Annotated in this window: 27 protein-coding genes and 1 pseudogene; 11 read left to right on the forward strand and 17 right to left on the reverse strand. The window is 70.4% G+C overall.

The annotated features are described in order from the left end of the window. The first annotated feature begins 667 nt into the window (after nucleotides 1–667). Nucleotides 668–2,338: a DNA repair helicase XPB gene (locus O7553_RS24830; protein ID WP_281552016.1), complete on the forward strand. Its 1,671-nt coding sequence runs from the start codon at nucleotides 668–670 to the stop codon at nucleotides 2,336–2,338. Here the strand turns inward: O7553_RS24830 and ligD (O7553_RS24835) are convergent. Continuing rightward, a complete protein-coding gene (ligD, locus tag O7553_RS24835) occupies nucleotides 2,330–3,283 on the reverse strand; it encodes a non-homologous end-joining DNA ligase (protein ID WP_281552017.1) in 954 nt (317 codons plus the stop codon). The two genes, O7553_RS24830 and ligD (O7553_RS24835), sit on opposite strands and share 9 nt — an antisense overlap. Next, nucleotides 3,273–4,244, reverse strand: coding sequence for a non-homologous end-joining DNA ligase (gene ligD, locus O7553_RS24840; protein ID WP_281552018.1), 972 nt, complete (start codon nucleotides 4,242–4,244; stop codon nucleotides 3,273–3,275). Before ligD (O7553_RS24840) ends, ligD (O7553_RS24835) begins: the two co-directional genes overlap by 11 nt. A 148-nt stretch (nucleotides 4,245–4,392) precedes the next feature. Here ligD (O7553_RS24840) and O7553_RS24845 point away from each other — a divergent pair, with 148 nt between their 5' ends. Further along, nucleotides 4,393–5,496 (forward strand): Ku protein, encoded by a 1,104-nt coding sequence (locus O7553_RS24845; protein WP_281552019.1) that lies wholly within the window; start codon nucleotides 4,393–4,395, stop codon nucleotides 5,494–5,496. Nucleotides 5,497–5,565: 69 nt separating this feature from the next. On the opposite strand, the gene O7553_RS24850 is transcribed toward O7553_RS24845, so the two are convergent. Together O7553_RS24850 and O7553_RS24855 are read right to left on the reverse strand one after the other, a co-directional pair. Beyond that, a complete protein-coding gene (locus O7553_RS24850) occupies nucleotides 5,566–7,365 on the reverse strand; it encodes a hypothetical protein (RefSeq protein ID WP_281552020.1) in 1,800 nt (599 codons plus the stop codon). After that, nucleotides 7,362–7,691: a DivIVA domain-containing protein gene (locus O7553_RS24855; RefSeq protein ID WP_281552021.1), complete on the reverse strand. Its 330-nt coding sequence runs from the start codon at nucleotides 7,689–7,691 to the stop codon at nucleotides 7,362–7,364. The genes O7553_RS24850 and O7553_RS24855 overlap by 4 nt, the downstream gene beginning before the upstream one ends. A gap of 485 nt (nucleotides 7,692–8,176) precedes the next feature. Between O7553_RS24855 and O7553_RS24860 the strand changes: the two genes are divergently transcribed. The 8 genes from O7553_RS24860 to O7553_RS24895 all read left to right on the forward strand — a co-directional run bounded on the left by O7553_RS24860 (nucleotide 8,177) and on the right by O7553_RS24895 (nucleotide 14,040). Beyond that, nucleotides 8,177–8,416, forward strand: a complete 240-nt coding sequence (locus O7553_RS24860; RefSeq protein WP_281552022.1) for a winged helix-turn-helix domain-containing protein — start codon at nucleotides 8,177–8,179, stop codon at nucleotides 8,414–8,416. Between the two features lie 418 nt (nucleotides 8,417–8,834). Continuing rightward, nucleotides 8,835–9,065 (forward strand): GntR family transcriptional regulator, encoded by a 231-nt coding sequence (locus O7553_RS24865; protein WP_281552023.1) that lies wholly within the window; start codon nucleotides 8,835–8,837, stop codon nucleotides 9,063–9,065. Nucleotides 9,066–9,478: 413 nt separating this feature from the next. Next, nucleotides 9,479–9,739, forward strand: a complete 261-nt coding sequence (locus tag O7553_RS24870) for a hypothetical protein (protein WP_281552024.1) — start codon at nucleotides 9,479–9,481, stop codon at nucleotides 9,737–9,739. Beyond that, entirely contained in the window at nucleotides 9,736–10,350 is a 615-nt protein-coding gene (locus O7553_RS24875; protein ID WP_281552025.1) for a hypothetical protein, read from the forward strand. Before O7553_RS24870 ends, O7553_RS24875 begins: the two co-directional genes overlap by 4 nt. Next, nucleotides 10,340–10,783 carry a hypothetical protein gene (locus O7553_RS24880; protein ID WP_281552026.1) on the forward strand — a complete coding sequence of 148 codons (444 nt, stop codon included), beginning with the start codon at nucleotides 10,340–10,342 and terminating at the stop codon, nucleotides 10,781–10,783. The genes O7553_RS24875 and O7553_RS24880 overlap by 11 nt, the downstream gene beginning before the upstream one ends. Before the next feature lie 28 nt (nucleotides 10,784–10,811). Beyond that, entirely contained in the window at nucleotides 10,812–11,249 is a 438-nt protein-coding gene (locus O7553_RS24885) for a hypothetical protein (RefSeq protein WP_281552027.1), read from the forward strand. A gap of 541 nt (nucleotides 11,250–11,790) precedes the next feature. Continuing rightward, entirely contained in the window at nucleotides 11,791–12,906 is a 1,116-nt protein-coding gene (locus O7553_RS24890) for a cellulose binding domain-containing protein (RefSeq protein WP_281552028.1), read from the forward strand. A 42-nt stretch (nucleotides 12,907–12,948) separates the two neighbouring features. After that, a complete protein-coding gene (locus O7553_RS24895) occupies nucleotides 12,949–14,040 on the forward strand; it encodes a DJ-1/PfpI family protein (RefSeq protein ID WP_281552029.1) in 1,092 nt (363 codons plus the stop codon). Here the strand turns inward: O7553_RS24895 and O7553_RS24900 are convergent. From O7553_RS24900 to O7553_RS24915, 4 genes and pseudogenes are all read right to left on the reverse strand, one after another. Continuing rightward, a complete protein-coding gene (locus O7553_RS24900) occupies nucleotides 13,990–14,532 on the reverse strand; it encodes a hypothetical protein (RefSeq protein WP_281552030.1) in 543 nt (180 codons plus the stop codon). The two genes, O7553_RS24895 and O7553_RS24900, sit on opposite strands and share 51 nt — an antisense overlap. A gap of 145 nt (nucleotides 14,533–14,677) precedes the next feature. Beyond that, nucleotides 14,678–15,565, reverse strand: a complete 888-nt coding sequence (locus tag O7553_RS24905) for an alkene reductase (protein WP_281555742.1) — start codon at nucleotides 15,563–15,565, stop codon at nucleotides 14,678–14,680. 61 nt (nucleotides 15,566–15,626) lie between these two features. Then, a pseudogene (locus O7553_RS30235) lies at nucleotides 15,627–15,779 on the reverse strand (alkene reductase); the annotation flags it as partial. Between the two features lie 48 nt (nucleotides 15,780–15,827). Further along, a complete protein-coding gene (locus O7553_RS24915) occupies nucleotides 15,828–16,202 on the reverse strand; it encodes a DoxX family protein (protein ID WP_281552031.1) in 375 nt (124 codons plus the stop codon). Nucleotides 16,203–16,319: 117 nt separating this feature from the next. Between O7553_RS24915 and O7553_RS24920 the strand changes: the two genes are divergently transcribed. Continuing rightward, nucleotides 16,320–16,805, forward strand: coding sequence for a MarR family transcriptional regulator (locus tag O7553_RS24920; protein WP_281552032.1), 486 nt, complete (start codon nucleotides 16,320–16,322; stop codon nucleotides 16,803–16,805). 171 nt (nucleotides 16,806–16,976) lie between these two features. Here the strand turns inward: O7553_RS24920 and O7553_RS24925 are convergent, their stop codons facing one another. The 9 genes from O7553_RS24925 to O7553_RS24965 form a co-directional block, all read right to left on the reverse strand. Further along, nucleotides 16,977–17,867, reverse strand: coding sequence for a hypothetical protein (locus O7553_RS24925; RefSeq protein ID WP_281552033.1), 891 nt, complete (start codon nucleotides 17,865–17,867; stop codon nucleotides 16,977–16,979). A 128-nt stretch (nucleotides 17,868–17,995) separates the two neighbouring features. Next, nucleotides 17,996–18,130, reverse strand: coding sequence for a hypothetical protein (locus tag O7553_RS24930; protein WP_281552034.1), 135 nt, complete (start codon nucleotides 18,128–18,130; stop codon nucleotides 17,996–17,998). Nucleotides 18,131–18,243: 113 nt separating this feature from the next. Then, complete coding sequence (locus O7553_RS24935) at nucleotides 18,244–18,711, reverse strand: hypothetical protein (RefSeq protein ID WP_281552035.1); 468 nt, start codon at nucleotides 18,709–18,711, stop codon at nucleotides 18,244–18,246. Nucleotides 18,712–18,820: 109 nt separating this feature from the next. Beyond that, nucleotides 18,821–19,591: an ABC transporter ATP-binding protein gene (locus O7553_RS24940; RefSeq protein ID WP_281552036.1), complete on the reverse strand. Its 771-nt coding sequence runs from the start codon at nucleotides 19,589–19,591 to the stop codon at nucleotides 18,821–18,823. Beyond that, on the reverse strand, nucleotides 19,588–20,661 hold the full coding sequence (locus tag O7553_RS24945) for an iron chelate uptake ABC transporter family permease subunit (protein ID WP_281552037.1): 1,074 nt from the start codon (nucleotides 20,659–20,661) through the stop codon (nucleotides 19,588–19,590). Before O7553_RS24945 ends, O7553_RS24940 begins: the two co-directional genes overlap by 4 nt. Continuing rightward, the gene (locus O7553_RS24950; protein WP_281552038.1) at nucleotides 20,658–21,479 is read right to left on the reverse strand and encodes a class I SAM-dependent methyltransferase; all 822 of its coding nucleotides are present in this window, start codon (nucleotides 21,477–21,479) and stop codon (nucleotides 20,658–20,660) included. Before O7553_RS24950 ends, O7553_RS24945 begins: the two co-directional genes overlap by 4 nt. Further along, entirely contained in the window at nucleotides 21,476–22,483 is a 1,008-nt protein-coding gene (locus tag O7553_RS24955; protein ID WP_281552039.1) for an ABC transporter substrate-binding protein, read from the reverse strand. The genes O7553_RS24950 and O7553_RS24955 overlap by 4 nt, the downstream gene beginning before the upstream one ends. Nucleotides 22,484–22,563: 80 nt before the next feature. Further along, complete coding sequence (locus O7553_RS24960; protein WP_281552040.1) at nucleotides 22,564–23,427, reverse strand: glutaminyl-peptide cyclotransferase; 864 nt, start codon at nucleotides 23,425–23,427, stop codon at nucleotides 22,564–22,566. A gap of 124 nt (nucleotides 23,428–23,551) precedes the next feature. Continuing rightward, nucleotides 23,552–24,535 carry an NAD(P)-dependent alcohol dehydrogenase gene (locus O7553_RS24965; RefSeq protein WP_281555743.1) on the reverse strand — a complete coding sequence of 328 codons (984 nt, stop codon included), beginning with the start codon at nucleotides 24,533–24,535 and terminating at the stop codon, nucleotides 23,552–23,554. Between the last annotated feature and the right edge of the window lie 28 nt (nucleotides 24,536–24,563).

The raw sequence follows: 24,563 nt of genomic DNA on the forward strand, positions 1-24,563 counted from the left end.
CATCCGCAGTGGGCTGGCCGGGATCCCTGCCGAGATGTGCTGGTTCAGCTGGGCCGGTGCGGCAGGACGGTCCTCACCGGCACAGCGGTCTCAACTGACCGCGCACGTACGCTTCTGCCCGGTCATCGTTTCCTTCCTCTCCTGCATTCGTGACCAGAGCTGACGGTTTACGGGTACCGGCGCAGATGGCGCCGGACAACTCGCGAGCAAGCTGTCAGCGGGTGGCCAGTAGGGACGGAGAGACACTCGGCACCGTCGTGCGGCGTGACCCGGAACGCTAGACCGAGGTGGACGAGACCGGCCCGCAGCGCTCGACGCCCGAGGCCCGGCTCGGACGGCACAGATGTTGCCGACGGCCATCCCCGGCCGACTCCCGACAAGGCCGGTGGATGCAGGTGAGGCATGCCCTCAGCCCCACAGCATGGAGCATAGGTGCTGGGCCTGACACGCTCAAGACATAGAGGAGTACTGATTGAAGGTTTGCTCGAATCGTTTCGACGACACCTGCTGCAATCGGCAAGGATCCGACCGCAGAGCAGCGGAGGTGGCGATACTCGCGGGGTACGCAATGATCGTCACTCCGACAGTGGCGTCGGTCACCGGAGCCGCCCAACGTCGGACGATCACGTGCAAGACTGGTGGGTCGGCCAGAAGGGGGATACCGACAGTGAACAACGGACCACTTATCGTCCAGTCAGACAAGACCTTGCTGCTTGAGATCGACCACCCGGACGCCACCGCGTGCCGGATGGCGATCGCCCCGTTCGCCGAGCTGGAGCGCTCGCCCGAGCACGTTCACACGTACCGGCTCACCCCGCTCGGTTTGTGGAACGCCCGCGCCGCCGGGCACGACGCCGAGAGCGTCGTCGACGCGCTGCTGAAGTACTCCCGCTACCCGGTGCCGCACGCGCTGCTGGTCGACGTCGCCGACACCATGGACCGGTACGGCCGGCTGCAGCTGGCCAACGACCCCGCGTACGGGCTGGTGCTGCGGACCACCGACCGGGCCGTACTGACCGAGGTGACCAAGAGCAAGAAGCTCGCCGGCATGTTCGGCGACAAGATCGACGACGACACGGTGGCGGTGCACCCGTCCGAGCGGGGCCGGCTCAAGCAGGGCCTGCTCAAGCTCGGCTGGCCGGCCGAGGACCTGGCCGGCTACGTCGACGGCGAGGCGCACCTGATCGAGCTGGACACCGCCGGCGCCGACGGGCGTCCCGGCTGGTCGCTGCGCTCCTACCAGCAGGAGGCGGTCGAGCAGTTCTGGGCCGGCGGCTCCGGAGTGGTGGTTCTGCCCTGCGGCGCCGGCAAGACGCTGGTCGGCGCGGCCGCGATGGCCGAGGCCAAGGCGACCACCCTGATCCTGGTCACCAACACGGTCGCCGGCCGGCAGTGGAAGCGGGAGCTGGTCGCCCGCACCTCGCTGACCGCCGACGAGATCGGCGAGTACTCCGGCGAGCGCAAGGAGATCCGCCCGGTCACCATCGCCACGTACCAGGTGCTGACCTCGCGCCGTAAGGGCGCCTTCACCCACCTCGACCTGTTCAACGCCCGCGACTGGGGCCTGGTGATCTACGACGAGGTGCATCTGCTGCCGGCGCCGATCTTCCGGTTCACCGCCGATCTGCAGGCCCGCCGCCGGCTCGGCCTGACCGCCACCCTGGTCCGCGAGGACGGCCGGGAAGGCGACGTCTTCTCACTGATCGGGCCGAAACGCTACGACGCGCCGTGGAAGGACATCGAGGCGCAGGGCTGGATCGCCCCGGCCGAATGCGTCGAGGTCCGGGTCACCCTCACCGACGCGGAACGGATGGGGTACGCGGTCACCGAGACCGAGGAGCGGTACCGGGCGGCGGCCACCGCGCGTACCAAGCTGCCGGTGGTCAAGGCGCTGGTCGACCGGCACCACGGTGACCAGGTGCTGGTCATCGGGGCGTACATCGACCAGCTGCACCAGCTCGGCGAGTTCCTGGGCGCGCCGATCGTGCAGGGCTCCACCACCAACAAGGAGCGGGAACGGCTGTTCGACGCGTTCCGCAACGGTGAGATTCCCACGCTGATCATCTCCAAGGTCGGGAACTTCTCCATCGACCTGCCGGAGGCGGCGGTGGCGATCCAGGTGTCCGGCACGTTCGGCTCCCGGCAGGAGGAGGCACAACGGCTCGGCCGGGTGCTGCGACCCAAGGCCGACGGCCGGCAGGCGCACTTCTACACCGTGGTCTCCCGGGACACCATCGACACCGAGTACGCCGCGCACCGGCAGCGGTTCCTCGCCGAGCAGGGGTACGCGTACACGATCGTCGACGCCGACGACGTCCTCGGCCCGGCCCTACCCTGACCCTTGTCGGCGGTCCGGGACCGGCGGCCCGACGGTCAGCAGGTCGGCGAGCAGGTCGCCGTACTCGGCGAGCCGGTCCAGCACCTCGGCGGCGGTGAACTGGCGGACGACGCCCGGCTCGCCGGCCGCCGCGGCCTCCACCTCCGGCCAGGTCAGCGGCGCGGAGGCGGCCGGCACCGGGCCGGCCCGCAGCGAGTACGGCGCCACCGTCGTCTTCGCCGCGTGGTTCTGGCTCCAGTCGATGAAGACCCGGCCGGGGCGCAGCCGCTTGGCCATCTTCGACGTGATCGTCTTCGGTGCGCGGCGTTCCAGCTCCTCGGCGACCCGCTTCACGTAGCCGGAGACGACGTCGGCCGGCTGCCCGGCCGACACCGGCGCGCCGAGCTGCATGCCCTTGCGGCCGGAGGTCTTCGGGAAGCAGGCGATGCCGTCGTCGGCGAACCGGTCGCGGATCAGCACCGCGACCGCGCAGCACTCCTCGATCCCGGCCGGCGCCCCCGGGTCGAGGTCGACGACCAGCAGGTCCGGGTCTGCGCCGACCCGCCACTGCGGGGTGTGCAGCTCCAACGCGGCCAGATTGGCCAGCCAGACCAGGGTGGGCAGGTCGTCGGCGACCACGAAGTCGAGCTCGTCGCGGCCCCGTGACGACCCGGGCGTCGGCAGCCGCTCGGTACGCACCCAGTCCGGGGTGCTGGCCGGGGCGTTCTTCTCGAAGAAGAACTGGCCGTCGACGCCGTTCGGGTAGCGGATCCGGGTGAGCGCCCGGTCGGCGAGGTGCGGCAGCAGCGCACCGGAGACCCGGGTGTAGTAGTCGATCACCTCGCCCTTGGTGAACCCGGCCGCCGGGTACAGCACCTTGTCCAGGTTGGACAGCTCCAGCGACCGGCCGGTGACGTCCACCCGGATCCGGCGCTCGCCCGCGCCGAGACCGCGGTCAGCCCGCATCGGCGTCCTCCTCGGTGACGTCGGTGGCCGGCACGTCCGGGCGGATCCGCAGGAACCGGGGGAACCGCAGCCGCCCGTCCGGGGTCTGCTGGCCGTACCGTACTTCGATCACCACCTCTGGGCGTACCCAGATCGCACCGCGGGCGTCCTCCCGGGGCAGCGCAGCGTCGAACGGCGACATGTCGGTGCGCAGCGGCTCCAACGCGGCCAGCAGGGCCCGCTCGGCAGCCGAGCCGATCCCGCCGCCGACCCGGCCGGTGAGCCGCAGTGCGCCGGTCGCCACGCCGGCCGCGTCCCGCACCGGTACGCCGACCAGCAGCCCACCGATCCGGCGGGCCCCGGGACGCCAGCCACCGACGACGAAGTCCCGGGTCAGCTCGATCTTGACCTTGACCCAGTCGGGGCTGCGGGCACCCGGCCGGTAGATCGCGTCGCGCCGCTTGGCGACCACCCCCTCCAGCCCGTGCTCGGCGGCGGCGGCCCGGGTCGCCGGCCCGTCGGTGAAGCTGGGCGGCACCGCCCACGCCGGCCCGGCCAGCCCGAGCGCTTCGAGGGCGTGCCGCCGGTCGTGGTACGGCCAGCCGGTCAGGTCGGCACCGCGCAGCCGCAGCAGGTCGAAGATCATGTACGTGGCCGGCGCACCGGCGGCCAGTCGGGCCGCCCGCCCCGGGTCCCGTACGTGCATCCGTTCGGCGAGCAGGGTGAACGACGGCCGGCCGGCGGCGTCGAGCAGCACCATCTCCCCGTCGAGCAGGGCGTCGTCCAGGGCGCGGGGCAGCCCGGACAGCTCCGGGTAGGCGATGGTGATCTCAGCACCGGACCGGGCGTACAGCCGCTGCCCCCCGCCGGATATATCGGCCAGAGCGCGCACGCCGTCCCATTTGAACTCGTACCACCAGCCGGGGCCTGTGGGCAGCTCCCCGGTCGTCGCGAGCATCGGCCGCAGCGGTCCACCCGGCACCCTGCCACTGTAAAACCAGCAACGAAGTGGTCGCGCTCAGTTCTGTCGGATGCGATCCTGGATCAACACCGGGCCGACCTGGCGATCTTGACCTTGGGGAAGGGCGAGACAGGTCGGCGGCCGCCGGTGGTGGCGAAGGGGATCAGCCATGCGCGCGATCTGGAAAGGCGCGGTGTCGTTCGGCCTCGTGTCGATCGGGGTACGCCTGTACTCCGCCACCGAGGAGAAGGACATCCGGTTCCACCAGGTGCACCGGGAGGACGGCGGGCGCATCCGGTACAAGCGGGTCTGCTCGGTCGACGGCGAGGAGGTCAGCTACGACGACATCGCCAAGGGCTACGACCTCGGCGGCGGCGAGATGGTGATCCTCACCGACGAGGACTTCGCCGACCTGCCGTTGAGCACCTCCCGGGCGATCGACGTACTGGAGTTCGTGCCGGCCGACCAGGTCGACCCGATGCTCTACAACAAGGCCTACTACCTGGAGCCGGAAGGCACCGCGACCAAGCCGTACGTGCTGCTGCGCGACGCGCTGGCCGACTCTGACCGGGTGGCGATCGTCAAGGTCGCGATCCGGCAACGCGAGCAGCTCGCCACCCTGCGGGTACGCGACAACGTGCTGGTGCTCAACACGATGCTCTGGCCGGACGAGATCCGCCAGGCGTCGTTCGGCTTCCTCGACGACGACATCCAGGTCCGCCCGCCGGAGCTGGCGATGGCCGCCTCGCTGATCGACTCGATGGCCGGCGAGTTCGCTCCGGACGAGTACACCGACGACTACCGGGCGGCACTGCAGGAGGTCATCGACGCCAAGGTGGAGGGCCGGGAGATCGTCGCCCCGGAGGAGGAAGAGGAGGCACCGGCCGCCGCGGTCGACCTGATGGCCGCACTGCGCGCCTCGGTCGAGCGGGCCCGGGTGGCGCGCGGGGAAGCCGCTGGCGAAGCTTCGGACGAGGCTGCTGGCAAGGACCGGGAGCCCGCCGAGCCGACCCCGATCACCTCGGCCAAGTCGGCCAAGGCCGCCGCCGCTCCTGCGGCGAAGAAGGCGGCCCCGGCCAGGAAGACGGCCCCGGCGAAGAAGGCGGCGGCCGCCGAGCAGAAGAAGACCACCGCCAAGAAGGCCCAGCCGGAGAAGAAGACCGACGCCCGCAAGGCCGCAGCAAAGAGCACCGGTCAGAAAACCGGCGGTACGCAGAAGTCAGGTGCCCGCAAGACCGCCACGAAGAAGACCGCTGACCGCAAATCCGCCTGAACCGCCCAACTCCGGGACCTCCCCGGGGCAGACACGAGTTTCAGCTTGATGCACCTGTGGCATCAAGCGTCAGCGGCTCGGGGCGACCCAGAATCGGCAGCCGACCTGGTCCAGATGCGCGGCCACCACCTGCCCGGCGTGCGCGGCGGCCAGCTCGGTGAGCTGCCCGACGATGTCCGGCACGGCCGGCGGCGCCAACTGCTGCGGCACCGGGATCGGCCGCGCCGGGTCGGCCGGCAGCGACTCGACCACCGCCAGCTCCAGGTAGCGCAGGCAGCAGCCGATCGCCTGCGGCACGCTACGGCTCAACGGCTCGTCCACCGGCTCCAGCTCATCCACCGGCGCCTTCCCACCGGCCGGGTTCGTCCCGCCGGCCGCAGTGCTGGTCACCGGCAAGGCCTCGACGCCCCAGAGCAGGTCGTGCACCACCATCGGATCGTCAACGTACGGCCGCATGTCCCGGGCGGTCACCCGCAGCGCCAGACCGAGCCCGACCACCAGCGCGGCGAACACGTCGAACGCCGGCAGTTCGGCCCAGTCGGTGGCGTGCACCAGCAGGCGGGCACCGGGTCGACCGGCGGCGGCAGCCCGCAGGTACCGCCGGATCGGGTCCGGCCCGTCGCCGAGCACCGGCACCACCCCGTCGCGCAGCTCCTGCGGGACCACCCGCTCGCCGGTCAGGTCGAGCAGGTCCACCGGCCGTACGCCGAACACCCCGGCCAGCCGGCCCAGCCGGAACCGTTCCGGCAGCCGCACCACCGGCAGCCCACCCGATGCGATGACGGACGCACCGGCCGCTGGACCGGTGGTGCGGCTCGGCCGCCATTCGACGTGCGTCGCCCGGTCCCGAAGATTGGTGACGGTGACGACGGCAGCGTCGAACTGCCGGCCGTGGCCACCGCACCGCCGGCAGGTCAGCACCGGGTGCCGCCAGCCGGTGGCGTGACAGTCCGGGCACGGCACACTCGGGATCGGCTCGCCGAACCACGGCGGCAGCGGCGGCTGCCAGGTCCGGCGCAGCACCGGGGCCAGTTCGGGGATCGCCGGCCGAGGGCCCGGGATCCGGCACAGCGACGTGTGCCGCCAGCGGCGGTCCCGCCAGATGGCCTGCGCCCCGGCGGTCCACTCCCCCGCGCCGGCCGGGACCGGCGGCGGCGTACCGCAGTCCTGGACGATCCGGCGCTCCAGCCGATCGACGTCGATCCCGTCGGGCGGCGCCGCCGACCGCAGCGCCGGCAGCAGGAAGTGCGCCGGTGCGGTCAACGACCGTTCGGCCAGCCCGGCCAACGCGTCCGCCACGGCGGTACCGTCGACGGCGGCGGGCAGGCTCGCGGCGTACCCGCGCTGGTCACGGGGCACGGCCGCGCCGGGCGTCTCGAACCTGATGTCCCAGTTGAGATCGGCCGCGAACACCCCCCACCGGGCCTCGAGGACCAGGTCGAGGCAGAGCAGGTCGGCCAGCGCGCACAGCCGGCCCAACGATTCGTCGACGCTGACCGGCGGCTCAGCCAACGTACGCCCGAAGTGGATCGACCAGGCCGGGTGGCCGGGACCGGTGTGCGCCGCCGCGAGCCCGGCGGCCCGCTCGGCGTCCGGCAGGTCCGGCCGCCAGGTCGACGGCAGGGTCAGCACCGCATTGGCTCCCAGGGCAGCGGTGTGGTCCAGATAGCGCAGGTCACGCAGCGTCGACCGGTCGACCTTGACCTGCGCCGCCAGCTCATCACGCACCGGCCACAGTGGTATCTCCCAGCCGCCGTGCGGCGCCGGCTCCGGCTCGATGTCGCCGGGCATCACGCTGGTGGAGGCGACCGCGCCGGTGTCCAGGTTCGCGACGGTCAGCACCAGTTGGGTACGCGGCCCGGCGGTCATGCGTACATCCGGGTCTGGGAGGACTGCCATTCGCGCAGCGCCAGCTTGATCCGCAGGTTCTCGTCGTCGGTGCGCCGCAGGTCGTCGCGCAGGGCGGTCAGGTCCTCCGCGACGTAGTGCAGGAAGGCGTACACCTCGGCGGGGTCGAGGCCGCGCCGCACTTCGCGGAACCGGCGGTCGCGGACCTGGCCGGGGTGGATCCGGGGCCGCAGCGGCGGCCGGCGGAACACTCCGGCGTTGCGGGGCCGCCGGTGCTGCGATGGCTCGACCAACGGGTGCATTCGCCGGCCTGGTCGGTTGAAGATCCGGTGGAGAAGGTTGCGCATCGTCGGGGTTCCCCTTCGGTCAGGAGTACGCCGGCAGCTGGTGCCGCCGACGCGATGCCGCGCTGGTGCTGTGCCTGATCTGCTCCCGGTGCTGGTGCTGCGTATCTGTGTGCTTGGACGGGGCGACCCGCCGGCCGGGAAGGCCGAAGCGGGAGGACTCGCAGCCGACGGGTCGCCCCAGCTCCGGCGGTCGCAGCCTCGTTCGGCGAGTACGACCCCGGAGCGGCTCATTCTGGATCTCCGCTGCTCACGGGTTTACGGGTTTCGCGGGGATTTGCTCGGGTAGGGCGGTCGGGACGGGCAGGCCGCGCGCCACCACCCCGCCCCGACCAGGGCACGAGCACCCCGTCGTTGCCACGCGAGGAGCGCCCGCAGAGAGCAACTTATATGAGGAAGCCAAGTAACTCAAGTTCCATTGCTCGCACACTTTCCTTGTGATCAAATTGGAGTCGCCACGCGAGGAGCCCTCGACAAGCAGGAGCGTCATGCCTGCCAAGCCTGACTACCTGCGGATCGCCGACGAGATCATGGCGGACATCCGCGCAGGTAAGTACGCACCCGGCGACAAGCTGCCGTCGATCGCCGAGTTCTGCAGGATCTACACGGTCAGCCCGTCCACCATGCAACTGGTGCACATACGGCTCGAAGCCCTTGAGGTGATCCGCCGCCACCAGGGCAAGGGCATCTTCGTCACCGATCCGGCGACGTGGATGCGCAAGCCGTAAATTCTCGACCGGTCACCGTGACCTGCCGCCTGCGTCTCGTCAGGCATCCGCGGACCGATGATCCACTGCGCTTCATCGACTCGACACGCCGACGGCCCGCCAGAAGGCGCGCATCCGATCACCGCGCCTTAGAGCACGAAGCCCGGCCATCAACCCGTCCCGGGTAGCCGGCACATACACACACCCCCTCCTTGACTAGTCGACCGTCCGCGTCTGCCGGCCACCCGGCGATGCAATACCACCTGCTCAGCCGCCGCCCGATCCGTTTTGCCGAACCAACCGGAGACGACCACGGCTCGACCTACCTTAGTAACTAGGCCAGGTTTACCCCTGACTTGTTGAAGCTTGCCGAGCTATTGCAGTAACTAAAGTAAGTCCGGCATGATCGGAGGTGCCGAACCAACTGGAGACACCTCACATGCCTACAGCCCAACCACCGTTCCGGCGCATGGCCGCCGACATCACCGAGATGATCAAGTCCGGTGCACTCGCGCCCGGAGACAAACTCCCATCCACTGCCGAGCTCGCCGACAAGTACGGCGTCAGCAAGGGCACGGCCTACCGAGCGCTGTCGCTGCTCCACGAACGTGACCTGATCATCGGCCAGCCAGGCCGCGGCACCTACGTTGCCGACCACTCGACCGGCTAGCCCGACGCCAACCCCGGCCAGGGCGAACCGCCCTGGTCAGACTCGCCCACCCGACTCCACTCTCGCCCTCAGTGACCACCAACGCCGACACGGACGGCCAAACACCGCACCCTCGGTCTCGAGTTGAAGCTGACGCACGTTATCCCGCCGGGTTGACGTACATCAGCTTCAACTCGCGGCGAGCGGAGTGGACAACGACCGACCGACCGTCACCGTCGGCGAAGAGCGTCCCGGCAACGCGGCACACATACGACGCAGTCCAGACATCTCACCAAGCAGCCGACCAAGCACCGCCACTGATCCACTGTGTCTACCAGTAGACCGTCCCCGTAGCGGACAGACGGTAGCCTCCACATCACCGGAAGGCGCAACACGTCGCGGATTGCGTCACCCTCGTCTGGACGGATGCCTACATGTCGGTCAACGATGTCAAGGTGCGTATCGGGCTGGCCATCGAAGCCGCCGAGGAGGCCAAGAAGCTCATCGAGCAGCTTGCGGAAGTCGCGGCGGAAGCGGGTGACCTGGCGCTGCGCACCGTACACGACAGCCAGCACGACTGCGTCAACGAAGGCCGGGAGCACTTCAAGGCAGCGATCAGGGAGGTTGAGCTGACCATCCGTCGGATCGATGCGTGTGTCGAGCATGCCCGGGTGTACCGGAGGGAACTCGGGTGACCCTGGCTGACGTGGTCGCACAGCTCCGTACCGCCGTCGAGCGACTGGACCAAGCCGCCGCAGGAGCTACTCGCGCCCAAGCGGACCTGGCCCAGGCGCACCGGCACCTCGACGAAGCCGGCACCGGGTCCGACCACAGTGAGATCCGGGGTGCCGTCGACGATGCCGCGATGGCGGCGGCCAAGGCCGGCCGACTCGGCAACCTGCTCGCCAAGTCGGCAGAGGCGTTCTCCAGGTACGGCAACCACATCATGCCCGGCTCGATGCCCGTCGGCCGAGCCAACCCGGATACCAGCCTGCCCTCCGGCGAGGAGATCGTCGCCAGCACCGCACGCCCGAAGAGCTGGCACCGACGAATCGCCAAGAAGAGTGTTGAGAATGCCGAGACCGCCGGCGACGTGACCGGAAAGATAACGGATGCGATAACCCAGCTTGGACCGAAGGGAACCACATCCACGGTACAACATCCCTCGACGCCCGGGCCCTCCAACCAAAGCCCCGGTTACGCTGAATCCGCCGAGTCCGCCGCAATTGTACTCGCGGCAACGCTTGCCCTTATCCTGAAGAAGCTCGACGATAGGAAGTCTCGGAGGCGGAACATTGACGACTGACCGCGAGCCGTACCTGGAACTCCTCCGGGAGCTTACCCACGGCGACCCAGCTGCCTATCGGGAGCGCTGCCGGCAGCTTGACGAAGCAGGGTGGCAGGAGCTCGGGCTTGTGCTCGGAGCAGCGTTTTTCCTCGCTGCACGCGAGCGACTCGGGGACCGGACAACCAGGGGCGAGGTTATTCGCCTGGTCGCCGAGGTTCGCAGCAAGTTCGCGGAGACCACGCTGAATCTTGATCCGGAGCTGGCCGAGAAAATGCTGATCTCGGCTCTGACCGGCGAAACCGGCGACGTTGAGGACGCTGAGCAGGGCGCACTACTTGAAACCGAACTCGTCGTGCTGTGGCATCTACTCTCGGACGCACCAGCAGACAAGTTGGACCGCTTCCTCGCTGAGGTCGACCAGCTCGCGGAGGAGTGGAGTGAAGAAGATTAGTCCAGGGGCGGTTGCCCTGGTACGGGCGTTGCTCGCCCTCGACCACGACGCAGACAGGCCGTCCGCCCAGGAAGATGTTCCGCCCGAGGACCAGCTCGGGGCGGCAGCACTCTTCACCTCCTTGTTCGTCCTCGCCGTGCAACGGCAGTACCCGGAGGGTGCCAGCCGCAGCGAGATCATCCGCTTCGTCGCGGAGCTTCGCACCGCCCTTCCCGCGAGCACGTCGGTCGATGCGCGGGCGGCCGAGGGGATGATCACCTCCGTGGTGGACGCGAAGCGCCGGGAGGAGATCCCGCCGGATGTGGCGGCGGAGTCGGTGATGGAGGTCATCCAGTATCTTCTCGCCCCAGCCAAGATCGGCACAGACGAGCTGGAAGCAGTCTTTGCGCGGGCCATCGCGTACGCCGAGGAGCACGGCCTCGACGCTCAGCTGAGAGTGGAAGAGTCCTACGGGAGCCAGCCCTGATCCAACATCAGGCGCTTCCGATCACCGCGCTCGGACTACGACCGAGACCGCCGCCCTCGTCAGACCCGCACGCCGAACTCAGGCTTACCTACCCGGCTTCACTTTCACTCTCAGTGGCTACCGATGCCAGGACGGGCGGTCAACATCGGACCTTCGCGTCGAGGTGAGGCTGACGCACGTTACTCCGCGGTTTGACGTGCGTCAGCCTCACCTCGACATAAGCGGAGTGGGCACCACTCTGCACCGTTGACGGTCAGTGACGCGGAGTCCCGTCAGATAGGGAGCAGATACCGCGTAAGCCACGTTCCCGACGCTCGGGGCAGGCACCGGGCGGCCATACCCAGCGCGCCGTCACACCCGTTGTACATTGACAGTCACTGATGTAACGATGAGGGTGCCTACAGTGGCCTGGGCCGGCGGACAACTGTGGGACCGTCCGTCCTGCCGGCCCAGCTAGGTCGGCACGGGTTCCTGGGATCAAGGGAGACCAGCCCCCATGTCGTTGTCGTCCACCCCACCGACGCGTCACCGTACCGATGAAGTGCCCCGCAGCCGCCGACGGACCTCGTGGTGGCGGGCCGCGTGGTGGCGGGCCGCGGCCGGCGTCGCCGCCGCGATGCTTCTCGCCACCAGCGGTACGACGGCGGCCAGCGCCCCGGCACACGCGGCCGGCACGACCGCCGGGGCCGCCACCAGTGCCAGATGCCTGACGGTGACAATCGAGAGCAGCTACTGGAACAACGGCCCGGACAGCGGTGGCGTCTTCCGCGACATCACCATCACCAACACCTGCGCCACGGCGGTCACCGGCTGGAAACTGGTCCTGACGCTGCCGGCCGGCGAAACGGTCCAGCAGGGCTGGAACGCCAACTGGACCCTGGACGGCAAAACCCTCACTGCCGCTCCGACGACGTGGAACAACGTCATCGCCGCCGGCAGATCGGTCGAGATCGGATACGTCGGTGCCTGGACCGGCGACCGACCGCAGGATCCGGGCTGCACCATCAACGGCGACCCGTGCGACGGCAACCAACCCGGGCCGGGGCCGGCACCCGAGGTGACGCTGACCAGTCCGGTCCACAACAGCTACCTGGTGTCAGTCTGCGCCATCCGGATGACCGCCGACGCCAGCACCAAGACCGGGACGATCGAACGGGTCGAGTTCCACATCAACGACCAGCTCGTCGGCAGCGACACGACGGCCCCGTACGGCATCGACATTCCACCCGACCACCCGGCGCTGCGCGACGGCGACACCAGTGACGGCTTCCCACGGCACACCGCCTTCGCTCGGGTCGTCACCGTCTCGCCGGCGGACACCGCCGACTCGGCGACGATCACCTTCAGCCAGGCCGCGCCGCCACCGGCGCTGATGGTGATCGCCTGTCCGTCGCAGGTGGAGGTGCCGGCCGGTGGCTCAGCGACCATGACGTTCGTGACCGTCTGCGCCGCCACCCCGGCGCTGCACCTGACGGTGACCGGCGACCCCGGAGTCAGCGTCACCCCGACGGTCACCCGGCCCGGCAGCACGGAACACCCGGTCACCATCACCGCCGCACCCGGCAGCGCCGGAGCCGTAGCCCAGGTCAGGGCGACGGCCGACACCGGCTCGTGTCTGCCGGCCACAGCAACGGTCACCGTCGGCCCGCCCGGGTGACGGCTCGGAACCACCCTGGGCGGTGTGCGGCACGCTGGTGAGGTGACCCGCCACCGCGCTGCCCCGCCCCGGGTGGTGGCCGTGATCGGCTACCCGGACGCCGAGTTGCTGGATATCGCCTGCCTGACGACGACGTTCGACTATGCCAACCGGGGCGCAGACCCGCCGTACGAGCTGGTGGTCGCCGCCCCGGCAGGGCGGCCGATCAGCTGCCAGTCCGGGTTGACGCTGCACGCCCAGGCCGCGCTCGAACGGCTTCACGGCCCGCTCGACTCGGTCATCGTGTCGGGCGGGGAGGGGCATCTCGCCGCCGCCGGGGACTCCCGGCTGGTCGCCCACGTACGGCGGCTGGCCCGGGAGTCCCGCCGGGTCGCCTCGGTCTGCACCGGCGCGTCGGTGCTGGCCGCCGCCGGGCTGCTGGACGGGCGGCGGGCCACCACCCACTGGATGTACGCCGACCAGCTCTCCGCCCGCCACCCCGCCGTACGGGTGGACGCCCGTCCGCTGTGGATCCGCGACGGCGTGGTGACCACGGCGGCCGGTGTCACCAGCGCCCTCGATCTCGCTCTGGCCTTCGTCGAGGAGGACCACGGCGCGGAGCTGGCCCGCCACGTCGCCCGCGCACTGGTCACCTACCTGCAACGACCGGCCAACCAGGCCCAGGTCAGCATGTTCCTGGCCGCCCCGGTCCCCGAGCACAGCCTGGTCCGCGACCTGGTCCGGGCGATCCGGGACGCGCCCCACGCCGACCTGAGCGTGCCGGCGCTCGCCGCCCGGGCGGCGGTCAGCGAACGTCACCTCACCCGGCTGTTCGTCGCCCACCTGGGGCAGAACCCGGCCAGCTTCGTCCGAGGCGTACGGACCGAGGCGGCGGCCCACCTGCTGGTCACCAGCCGGCTACCGCTGACCGCGATCACCGCCCGGTGCGGCTTCGGCTCCACCGACGCACTTCGTCAGTCCTTCATGGACCGATACGGCATCACCCCGTCCGGTTACCGGGCCGCGTACCGCAGCAGCCTCGCCCGCGCGGCGGACGACCCACCCGGGTCAGCCGAGTCAGCCGGGTCAGCCGGGTCAGCCGGGTCAGCCGGAAACGGTGCCGGTCGCGGCGAGGGCCAGGAAGCCGAGTCCTAACGGAACGTCCAGCAGAACGCAGAACTCGGCCAGCGACCTGGGCACCACCTCGTCACGCCGGTGGTGGATGACGTCCCAGACACCGTGTGCGGCCAACGCCAGCCCGGCCAGCACCATCCCGACCGCCGGCACGACCAGCACCGCAGTGACCGCCAGCCCGCCGTAGCCGAGCAGCGCGACCGTCTGCGCGGTGAGCGGCACCCTCGGTACGCCGCCGACCAGGCCGCCAGCTACCAGCGCCACAGCGACGACGCCGAGGCCGGCCCACCACGGCAGGCCGGCCAGCTCACTCGCCGCGACCACCAGCGAGCCGGCGGCGATGCCGACCCAGGCCATCCAGCGCCGCTGGGTCGCGGCGGCGGTGAGGTAGCAGAGCACGGCGACACCGAGCACGATCGCCAGGACCTCACGCCCGGCCCCGGCCACCAGCACCAGTACGGCACACCCCAGGCCGAGCGCGCTCGGCCAGCGGTGCAGCAGATTCGAGGTCATACCGATCACGGTGCCGGGGCCGGCGGCGGGTGACGAGGCTACGGTCACGGCCTGTCCGGATTCCCGGGCATCGTGTCCGCTGAACCCGCAGGGCAGCGAAAGCGGAACGTCACAGAGCCGCCCGGCCGAGGCGCTGCCGCCCGGCCTATCCGGCGTCGCCCGGCGTGCCGGCGTCGCCGTCCAGGAACGGGTAGTCGGTGTAGCCGCGGGCGTCACCGCCGTACACCGTCGCCTGGTCGACCTCGTTGAGCGGAGCCTGCTCACGCCAGCGGCGTACCAGGTCGGGGTTGGCGATGAACGGCCGACCGACCGCGACGGCCGCCGCTTTCCCGCCGCGTACCAGGGTCTGCGCGGTTTCCCGGTCGGTGACCGACGCGAACCCGGTGTTGACCACGACCGGGCCGCCGAACCGGGCCGACAGGTCCGCGAGCAGCGGATCGGCCGGGTCGATCGACAGGTGCAGGAAGGCCAGGCCGAGCGGGGCGATCGCGTCGACCAACGCCCGGTAGGTGGCGGCGGTCTCGGCCGGATCTTCCTCGACCAGGCCGTTGGCGCCGTTGGCCGGGGAGAGCCGCAGCCCGACCCGTTCCGGGCCGATCTCCTGGGCGACGGCGGTGACCGTCTCGGCGACGAACCGGGCACGGGCGGCCGGCGAACCGCCGTACCCGTCGGTGCGCTGATTGGTCGGCGGGGCGAGAAACTGGTGCAGCAGGTAGCCGTTGGCGCCGTGCAGCTCGACCCCGTCGAGGCCGGCGTCGACGGCCGACCGCGCCGCCTGCCGGAACTCGTCGACCACCTGCGGAAGCTCGTCGGTGGTCAGGGCGCGGGGCGTCGGGTACGGCTGCCTACCGGTGGCCGTGATCATGGTGCCGTCGGCGGCGACGGCGCTCGGCGCGACGGTCTCCTGCCCGTGCTTGTTGTCCGGGTGGGCGATCCGGCCGGCGTGCATCAGCTGGGCGACGATCCGCCCGTCGGCGGCGTGCACCGCGTCGGCGATCCGCCGCCAGCCGTCGACCTGCTCGGGTGTGTGCAGGCCGGGGGTGTTCGGGTAGCCCTTGCCCGACGGCGCTGGGCTGCACCCCCTCGGTGATGATCAGGCCGGCGGTGGCCCGCTGCTGGTAGTAGGTGGCGGCGTGCTCGTTGGGTACCCCGTCGGGCTGCGCCCGGTTGCGGGTCATGGGTGCCATGAAGACCCGGTTGGGCAGGTTCCACTTGCCGATGGTCACCGGCTCGAACAGCTCAGGCATGGTCAGGTCTCCCCAGGAGGTGGTGAATGGTCAGAAGGCGTACGGGCGTCAGAAGGCGTACGGGCCGAATCGGCCCCAGGCGACGACGGCGGCCATCGCCAGGAGGACCAGGTTGGGCAGAATCGCCGGGTACTCCTTGCGCCGGGCGTGCACGATCGCGGCGCCGATCATCATCGCGACCAGGCCGAGGGCGGCCAGCGGCACGAACACCGGGGCGATCCCGGTGACCGCCGGCAGGATCAGGCCGATCGCGGCAAGGATCTCCAGCGCGCCGATGGTCCGCACCAGACCCATCGGGAAGTCGGCGGCGAAGCCCATCCCCTTCTCGACAAGCTTCTCTCTCGGTTGGCTGACCTTCATCAGCCCCGCGCCGAGAAACGCTGCGGCGAGCAGTCCGGCGAGCACCCAAAGAACGATGTTCATATCTGTCTCCGATGTCGGATCGCTTTAAGCTTGAAGCGAGGCTAGTCCGCGATGACTTCAAGCGTCAAGTGACGCAGCTCTCGTGATCACTTGACGCTTGAAGCTAGACTCGACGACATGGCCACCCCGACCGAGCAGCCGCACTGGCTCGACAAGGAGGAACTGGAGACCTGGTTCGCCCTCGTCGGCGTACTGGCCAGGCTGCCGGGCGCCCTCGACCGGCAGCTGCAGCGCGACGCCGGGATCAGCCACTTCGAGTACCAGGTGATGGCCGCACTGTCCGAGACGCCCGAGCGCACCATGCGGATGAGCCGGCTCGCCATGATCGCCGACGGGTCGTTGTCGCGGCTGTCGCAGGTGGTCACCCGGCTGGAGAAACGCGGCTGGGTCAGCCGTACGCCGGACCCGACCGACGGCCGCTACACCCTTGCGACGCTGACCGACGACGGCTGGGACAAGCTGGTCGCCACGGCCCCCGGGCACGTCGCCGAGGTGCGCCGACTCGTCTTCGACCCGATGACGAAGGCCCAGTGCCGGCAGCTACGCGACATCGGCCGACGCATCACCACCACCATCGACCCCGACGACTCCTGCCTACGCTAATTCAATGACTCATATTGATGACTTAGTAACCTCAGGTTCAGGCAGTTAAGTCAGCTATCCGATGTTGGACGAGGCCGTTCACCTCGGGTGAGCCTAAGCTACCCCCTCCACCGAGCGGACCCAGCCTAATCAACCGGGCCCGCTCGGCGAGAAAAAGGAGGACGCGACTGGTCAGGCGTGGAAGTGGATAATGCCTTTCAGTACGTTCGGCTCCTCCGGGCTCGGAAACTCCGTGCACTTCAAGGTAAACTCCACCGACAGTGCGACCGGTTGACCGGCGGTGTCGTAGACAAGTTCGTTGATGGTGAAGTTGCCGGTGGTCGGCCGGCAATAGAAGCGGTCCACCGACAAGCCGGGCCGTCCTGGATCCTGCTGCCCGACTGGTTGGGCCTGACGGTAGGTGCGGCCGACCTCGAACCGTTCGCCCGCTGGCGGCGAGAGTTCGACAACATCCTGCATACGGTCACCGGAAGCGCCGAAGCGGATCGAGTTGGTCCAGAAGCTCGACGCCCAGAAGGTGCTGGTCGCCCCCCGATAGCGGTGCGACTCTGGGGTTTCCGGCTGATCGTCGCTGAGCTTCCACTGGAACGACAGCGGCGTGGCCAGGTACTTCAGGTCACCGCGCCAGGCGGGATCCCCGGGCGAACAGCGTCGCAGGAACGACGCCTCCAGCGTGGTGATCACCCCGGCGGCGTCATAGGCGATTTGGTGGATGGTGAACTTGCCGTACACCTCGTTGCAGCCGCTCCCATTACGGCTGACGTCGAGACCGGGCGATCGTCCGCTCTGGAATCCAGCCCGCTCGGCGTTGGGGTAAATGCCGGGGTGCAGTTCCTGCCCGACCGGCGCGGCAAGCGAAATCGACCAGTACGTATTGCCGGCGGTCACATTAATCCGGTGGATACTGCCGTCCCTCAGCACCTGGAAGTGGGCATCGGGTTCAGTGATGAACCCGGTGGTGGGGTCGCTTACACCGTCCCAGTGCTCGATAGACCAGGACAGCGAGCTTTCGGCGACCGGCTCGGCGTTGGCTGGCGCGGCGACAACAAGTACGCCGATCATAGCCGTGATCGTGGCCAAGATCAACGTCCCCCGCGTACAGATTCTGGACACTGTGCTCCTTTCGTTCTACAAACTGATGTCCACACGACAGCGAAAGGCGAAGGAGGTCCTCACTGCGCCGATGAGACTCATCGCAACCCTGGATACTCGGCGGTGGTCACGGCCGCGGCGGTCAGCGGTGCCGTTGCGGTCGCCACCGCCACCGCCACCGCCACCGCTCGCCGCCGTACGCCTTTCGACGCGCGCCATCGACCCACGGCCATGCGGTCCTCCCCCGTGCGAGACCCTCAAGCTGAGTGGTCTGTGACGCTACGGGGTCGATTCCTGACTGTCAATGAAAGTCGATGGGGTAGCGGCGCGACGCAGCGACCAGCAGCTACAGTCCACGATAGACGTATGTAGTCGGATCGTCGTCGCTTGGACCGTAGTCTTCGAAGTCCATGTTGGCCACTGTCAGGTTGCCGTGCACGCTCAGCACCGTCTCAGGGAGCAGCCGAAACGGCTGGTCGCGGGTCGGCTCCACGAACCCGTCGTCGTCCTCGTCGTCCGGGACCTTGACGGCGAGCAGCGGCTGCTCGCCGCGCATGGTCACAGCATCGGCGACGAAGAACACCGCCGGGCTGTCGTCCGCCGCGAACGCAGCCAGGACCTCCTCGACAGTGGCGCCGTCGAAGGCCGGGTCGTCGACGACCGCCGCCGCAGGGAGGTCGGTGGAACGTACCGGGTCGTTGTTCAGCCGACGCAGAACCTGCTGCCAGGCCGCCTCGTCGGAGAAGTCAGTCCGCACCACGCACGGCTCGAACTCGACGTCATCGGTCCGGACGATCAGCGGACGGGTAGGCATCTCGGTTGGCTCCTTCGGATCGGCGTCTGCACCGGGCCCAACGCCGCAGAGACGTGAGCCGGATCGGCGGCATGGTAGCGGAATCGGTTTGATCGGTCGGGCATGCGCGTCACCCCCACACCACGCTTCGCAAGTGGACGTACGGACGGCCGTCCGGGTCGTCGTCGACCTGCGCGTGGACCTCGTAGACCTCGGCGATCCGGGCCGGTGTGAGCACCTGTGCCGGGGAGCCGGCGGCCACCACCCTGCCGCCGTTCAGCAGCACGATCCGATCGCAGAACCGCGCCGCCAGATTGATGTCGTGCAGGGCTGCTATCACCGTCGGCGGGCCGGCCGCCAACCGTTCCAGCAGGTCCAGCTGGTAGCGGACGTCCAGGTGGTTGGTCGGCTCGTCGAGCAGCAGCACCTGCGGTTGCTGCAGCAGGGCACGGGCGATGTCGACCCGCTGCCGCTCCCCGCCGGACAGCGTCGACCAGCGCCGGTCGGCGAAGCCGGCCAACCCGGCGTCGACCAGTGCCTGCTCGGCGGCGGCGAGGTCAGCGGCCGAGCTGGCCGCCAGCAGCGGCCGATGCGGGATCCGGGCCAGCAGCAGCACGTCCAGCACCGACATGTCCGCGTCGGAGGCGTGATGCTGGGTGACCACGGCGAGCCGCCGGGCCAGCACCCGGCGCGGCATGGACCGGGTGTCGACCCCGTCGAGCAGCACCCGGCCGGAGTCGGGTCGCTGCAGGCCGGCGAGCACCCGCAGCAGGCTGGACTTGCCGGAGCCGTTCGGGCCGAGCAGCCCGACCAGGTTGCCGTCGGGCGCGTCGAGGGTGACGTCGGCGAGCAGCGGCTTTCCGCGTACCGCCCAGGTGATCCTCTCAGCCCGCAGTCTCATGCCGGCACCTGCCGGCGGCGGATGAGCAGCGCGAACGCGGGCACCCCGAGCAGCGCGGTGACCACCCCGACCGGCACCTCCTGCGGCGTGAACACGGTCCGGGCGGCGGTGTCCGCCCAGATCAGGAAGGTGGCACCGATGACGGCGCAGGTGGGCAGCAGGATCCGGTGCCGGGAACCGACCAGGTACCGGGCGGCGTGTGGCACGGTCAGCCCGACGAAGCCGATCGCGCCGCTCGCCGCGACCAGCACCGCGGCCAGCAACGCGGTGGTGCCGAACAGCAGCGCCCGCACGATGACCGGGGAGAATCCCAGCGACTGGGCGACGTCGGTGCCGAACGCGAACGCGTCCAGCGCCGGGGTGGCCGCCCAGCAGATCAGCAGCGCCCCGGCGGCCACGGCTGCGGCCAACGCCACCGTCGACCAGCCGGCCATGGTCAGCGAACCGAGCAGCCAGAAGGTGACCCCCCGGGTCTGCTGCGGTGACGCGGCGGAGACCACGATCAGGCTGGTGACGGCGGCGAACAGCTGGCCGACGGCGACCCCGGCGAGCAGGATCCGGGACGGTTCGGTCCACCGTCGACCGGCCAGAGCCAGGGTGGCGAGGAACGCGGCGACCGCACCGGCGAACGCGCCGCCGGTGAGCGCACCGGCGCCGACGCCGAGCCCGAGGACCAGCACCGACACCGCGCCGGTCGAGGCACCGGCGGAGATGCCCAGCAGGTACGGGTCGGCGAGCGGGTTGCGGGTCAACGCCTGCAGCACCGCGCCGCAGACCGCCAGGCCGCCGCCGACCAGCCCGGCGAGCAGCACCCGGGGCGTACGCAGGTTCCACACGATGCTGTCGGCCAGTGCGGGTAGCGGCTCCAGCGGCAGCCCGAGGTGTACGCCGTGGGTGCGGAACACGTCGGTGACGGTCAGATCGGCGGTGCCGATGGTGGTCGCCCCGGCGACGCTGAGCGCCAGCGCGGCGACGGCGAAGATCAACACCGGTGCCCGGGTACGGGTGCCCCGTGCCGCCCGTACCCGGGTCCGGGTGGTCGGCGGCGTCCGCGACGGGGTGAGGGTCATCGGCGGCCGAACACCACGTGGTCGTCGAGGTACTGCCAGACCGTGCCGACCTCGGTGAACCCGGCAGTACGCAGCGCGGCGAGGTGAAACTCCAGTGGCGCGTCGGGCGGCTTCGGGCGGTCGGCGAACCGCCGTTGCCGCTCGGCGACCAGCGCGGCGAGGGCCGGTACCCGGGCCGCTTCGGTGTGCCAGTCCTGGTAGCGCAGCGCCCCGGCGGCGAAGCCGGCCTGCTGGGTGCGTTCGTCGTGCCGCTGTGCGACCGCCGCCAACGTCGGATGCTCCGGCCCGAAGTGCAGGTGGTCGGCGTTGAGCAGGATGCCGCCGGGACGCAGCAGCCCGGCGGCGGCGGTGTAGACGGCGAGCAGTTGTGTCGGGGTGAGCCAGTGCAGGGCGGTGGAGCTGAGCACCGCGTCGACCTGGTCGACGCCGAGCCGGTCGGCCCAGTCGTCGGCGACCAGGTCGACGTCGCGTACGTCGATCCGGTCGCCGTGACCGGCGAGTGCCCCGGCGGCGATACGCAGCAGAACCGGGTCGTAGTCGACGGCGACGCACCGGGCCCGGGGCAGCGCGGCGAGCACCCGGTCGGAGATCGCTCCGGGCCCGCAGGCCAGGTCGAGCACGGTGATCGGCCGGTCACCGAGGTGCAGGCTGAGCAGGTCGAGCAGCACCTGGAAGCGGTTTTCCCGGTAGGCGACGTACGCGGACTGCTGGGTGTCCCACAGGTCGAGCAGCCGCCGCGCCTCGGCGGGGTCGAGCGGCGGCGCGGTGGTCGGGTCAGGTGTCAGGTCGGGTGCGGGTTCGGTGGTCAGGTCGGTCACTGGTTCAGCTCCTTGAGGGCGGCGGCGACCGCTTCGACGGCGGTGACGCTGCGTACGGACGGGTCCATCGACGAACCGGGGACGGTGATGAACCGGCCGGCCTTGACGGCGTCGAGTGCGGCGGTGGTCGGGTTGCTCCGCATGAAGTCGATCTTCGACTGGGCGCTGTCGCCGTCTCCGCCGCGGGTCAGGTCGGCGAGGACGATCACGTCGGGGTTGCGGGCGGCGATCTCCTCCCAGTTGCCGGCCGGCCAGGTCTGCTCGGCGTCGCCGTAGGCGTTGCTCACCCCGAGTTCGGCGCTGATGGCGGCGGGCACGCCGCCGGCTCCGGCGACGTACGGGGTGGCGGTGCCGGAGTAGTACCAGAGCAGGTCGGTGCCGGCCGGGGCGTCGGCGGTCGCGGTCGCGGCGGCCAACCGGTCACGCTGGTCGGCGACGACCTGCTCGCCCCGCTCGGCGACGCCGAAGATGGTGGCGATCTCGGTGATCTCGGTGAAGATGCCGTCGAAGTGGAACTCGGTCTCGCCGGTAGCCGGGTCCTCGCAGGCGAACCGGGACAGGTAGGCGGGGACGTCCAGGGCCGCGAGGTCCGCGCGCGGGCCGGCGGCGTCCGGGCCGTACGCGGAGGTGAAGGTGGAGTAGACGAAGTCGGGTGCGGCGTCGAGGACGGCCTCGCGGTTGGGGTAGAGGTCGGCGAGTACCGGCACGTCGGCGTAGTCGGCGGCCAGTTCGGGCAGCACCGGGTCGGTCTGGTAGCTGGTGCCGATCATGTGGTCGGCCAGCCCGAGGCTGAGCATGATCTCGGTGGCGTTCTGTTCCATGGTGAGGGCACGGCGCGGCGGTTCGGTCACGGTCAGCGTGGTGCCGCAGTTGGTGATCTCGACGGCACCGGCTTCCGGGGGCGCAGCGGCCTCGGCATCGACATCGGGGCTGGCGGTGGCACAGCCGGACAAGCCGACCGTCAGCACCACCGCCAGCCCAGCGGAAACGGTAACGGTTTTCATGTCGGCAAGCTAACACGGCTCCGCCGCAGGTCAAGCAGGGGGTACGGGCTCCGAGCGCGCCGACGGCGCTGAGTTGTGAGTCAGGAGCCTGGGACGAACCGGACCCGGAACAGCGCCGGCCAGTACTTGCCGGTGATCAGGAACTCGTCGGTGCCGGGCACCGCCGCGATGCCGTTGAGCACGTCCACCCCGGCCCGCTCCGCACCGGCCAGCAGCCCACCGGCGTCGACCTCGGCGACCACCTGCCCGCTCGCCGGGTCGATCCGGACAATCTCGTCGGTCCGCCAGACGTTCGCCCAGACCTGGCCGTCGACGCATTCCAGCTCGTTGATGTCGCGTACCGGCGTACCGGCGCGGGTCACCGTGACCGACCCGATCTGGTCGAAGGTGGCCGGATCGCGATAGGTGAGCCGGTCGGTGCCGTCGCTCATCACCAGCCGGTCCGCCGCGTCGTCGTGGCAGATGCCCCAGCCCTCGCCGTCGTAGGTCACCTCGCGCAGCACGTCGAGGGTTTCCCGGTCGCGCTCGTACGCGACACCCTCCCGCCAGGTGATCTGCCAGATCCGCGACTCCAGCACGGTGATGCCCTCGCCGAAGACGGTGTCCGGCAGACTCACCCGACGCCGCACCGTGCCGCTGGCCAGGTCGACGACCCGCAACTCGGACTCGCCGTACTGGCCGGTGCCCTCGTACAGGTCCGAACCGACCAGCTCCAGCCCCTGGGTGAACGCCGCCGTGTCGTGCGGGTAGCGGGCCAGCACCTCCACCCGCAACTGTTCGACGGGCACGACCGCCGCGGACCGCCCGTCGACGAGCGGTACCGTCGCCGGCCCGGCGGACCGCGACCCGGCGTATGCCGCGGCGGCGGCCACTGTGACGGCGGCCAGCAGCACCACCACGGCCCGTCGCCGACCCAGCACGCCGCCCACCTCCGCTCCGCTCACGGCTGCACCCCCGCGCACGGCTCCGGTCCGCCGTCGGGTCGTCGACAAGTGTCGCGCACCGGCGGCCGGGTGTCCCGCACCCGGCGGACGGGCCGGGACGCCCGAGCCGACCAGCGTGTGTCGATCACGATACGGCCGGGGTCACCTCGACCACGATCTTCGATCGGGGATGCTCCTCGACGAAGTACCGCACCGCCTCGGCCGCGCGGTCCAGCGGAAACGTCCGCTCCACCGGGAGGACCATCCGGCCGGCCTCGATCAGCTCGGTCAGCTCCCGCAGCGGCTGCTGCCCCGGCCTGGCCAGGAACCCGGTCACCCGTTGGCTGACGAACGGCGCCCAGACCTTCGACCGCAGCAGCCGGCCCACCGGGCCGAACCAGCGGCTACCCGTACCGCCACACAGGACCAACGTCCCGCGCGGGGTCAACGCCCGGCGGCAGTCGGTCAGCCGGTGCCGACCTGCCACGTCGAAGATCAGATCCCACTGCCGACCCGACCGGGTGAAGTCCTCGCGGGTGTAGTCGATCACGTCGTCCGCGCCGAGTGAGCGCACCAGGTCGACGTTGCGGTCCCGGCAGACCCCGGTGACCTCGGCACCGAGCGCCTTGGCGAGCTGCACCGCGAAGGTGCCGACCCCGCCGGAGGCCCCGTTGACCAGCACCCGTTGACCGGGCTGGAGCCGGCCGTGGTCCCGCAACCCCTGCCAGGCCGTGACCCCGGCGAGCGGCACCGTCGCCGCCTGCACCGGGGTGACGTTCCCCGGGGTACGCCAGGCCCGGTCGGCGGGGACGGCGGCATACTCGGCGAAGCTGCCGCTGTCGATCTCGGCGTACACCCGGTCGCTGGGGCGGAAGTCGCAGACCGCCGCGCCGACCGCGACGACCTCGCCGGCGACGTCGCGCCCGCGCACCTTCGCCCGCGGGGCGGACAGGCCGAAGGCCAACCGGGCGAGGTACGGCTCACCGGTGACGAACACCAGGTCGGCGTAGTTGATCGAGGCGGCCTGTACCCGTACCAACAGCTCCTTGTCCGTGATGGACGGACACGGCAGCTGCCGCACGGTCAGCACCTCGGCGGACCCGTAGCGGTCCTGGACGATCGCCCGCATGGTGTCGGTGACCGGGGTGGTCCGACCG

Source organism: Solwaraspora sp. WMMA2059, assembly GCF_027497315.1.
Taxonomy (GTDB): Bacteria; Actinomycetota; Actinomycetes; order Mycobacteriales; family Micromonosporaceae; genus Micromonospora_E.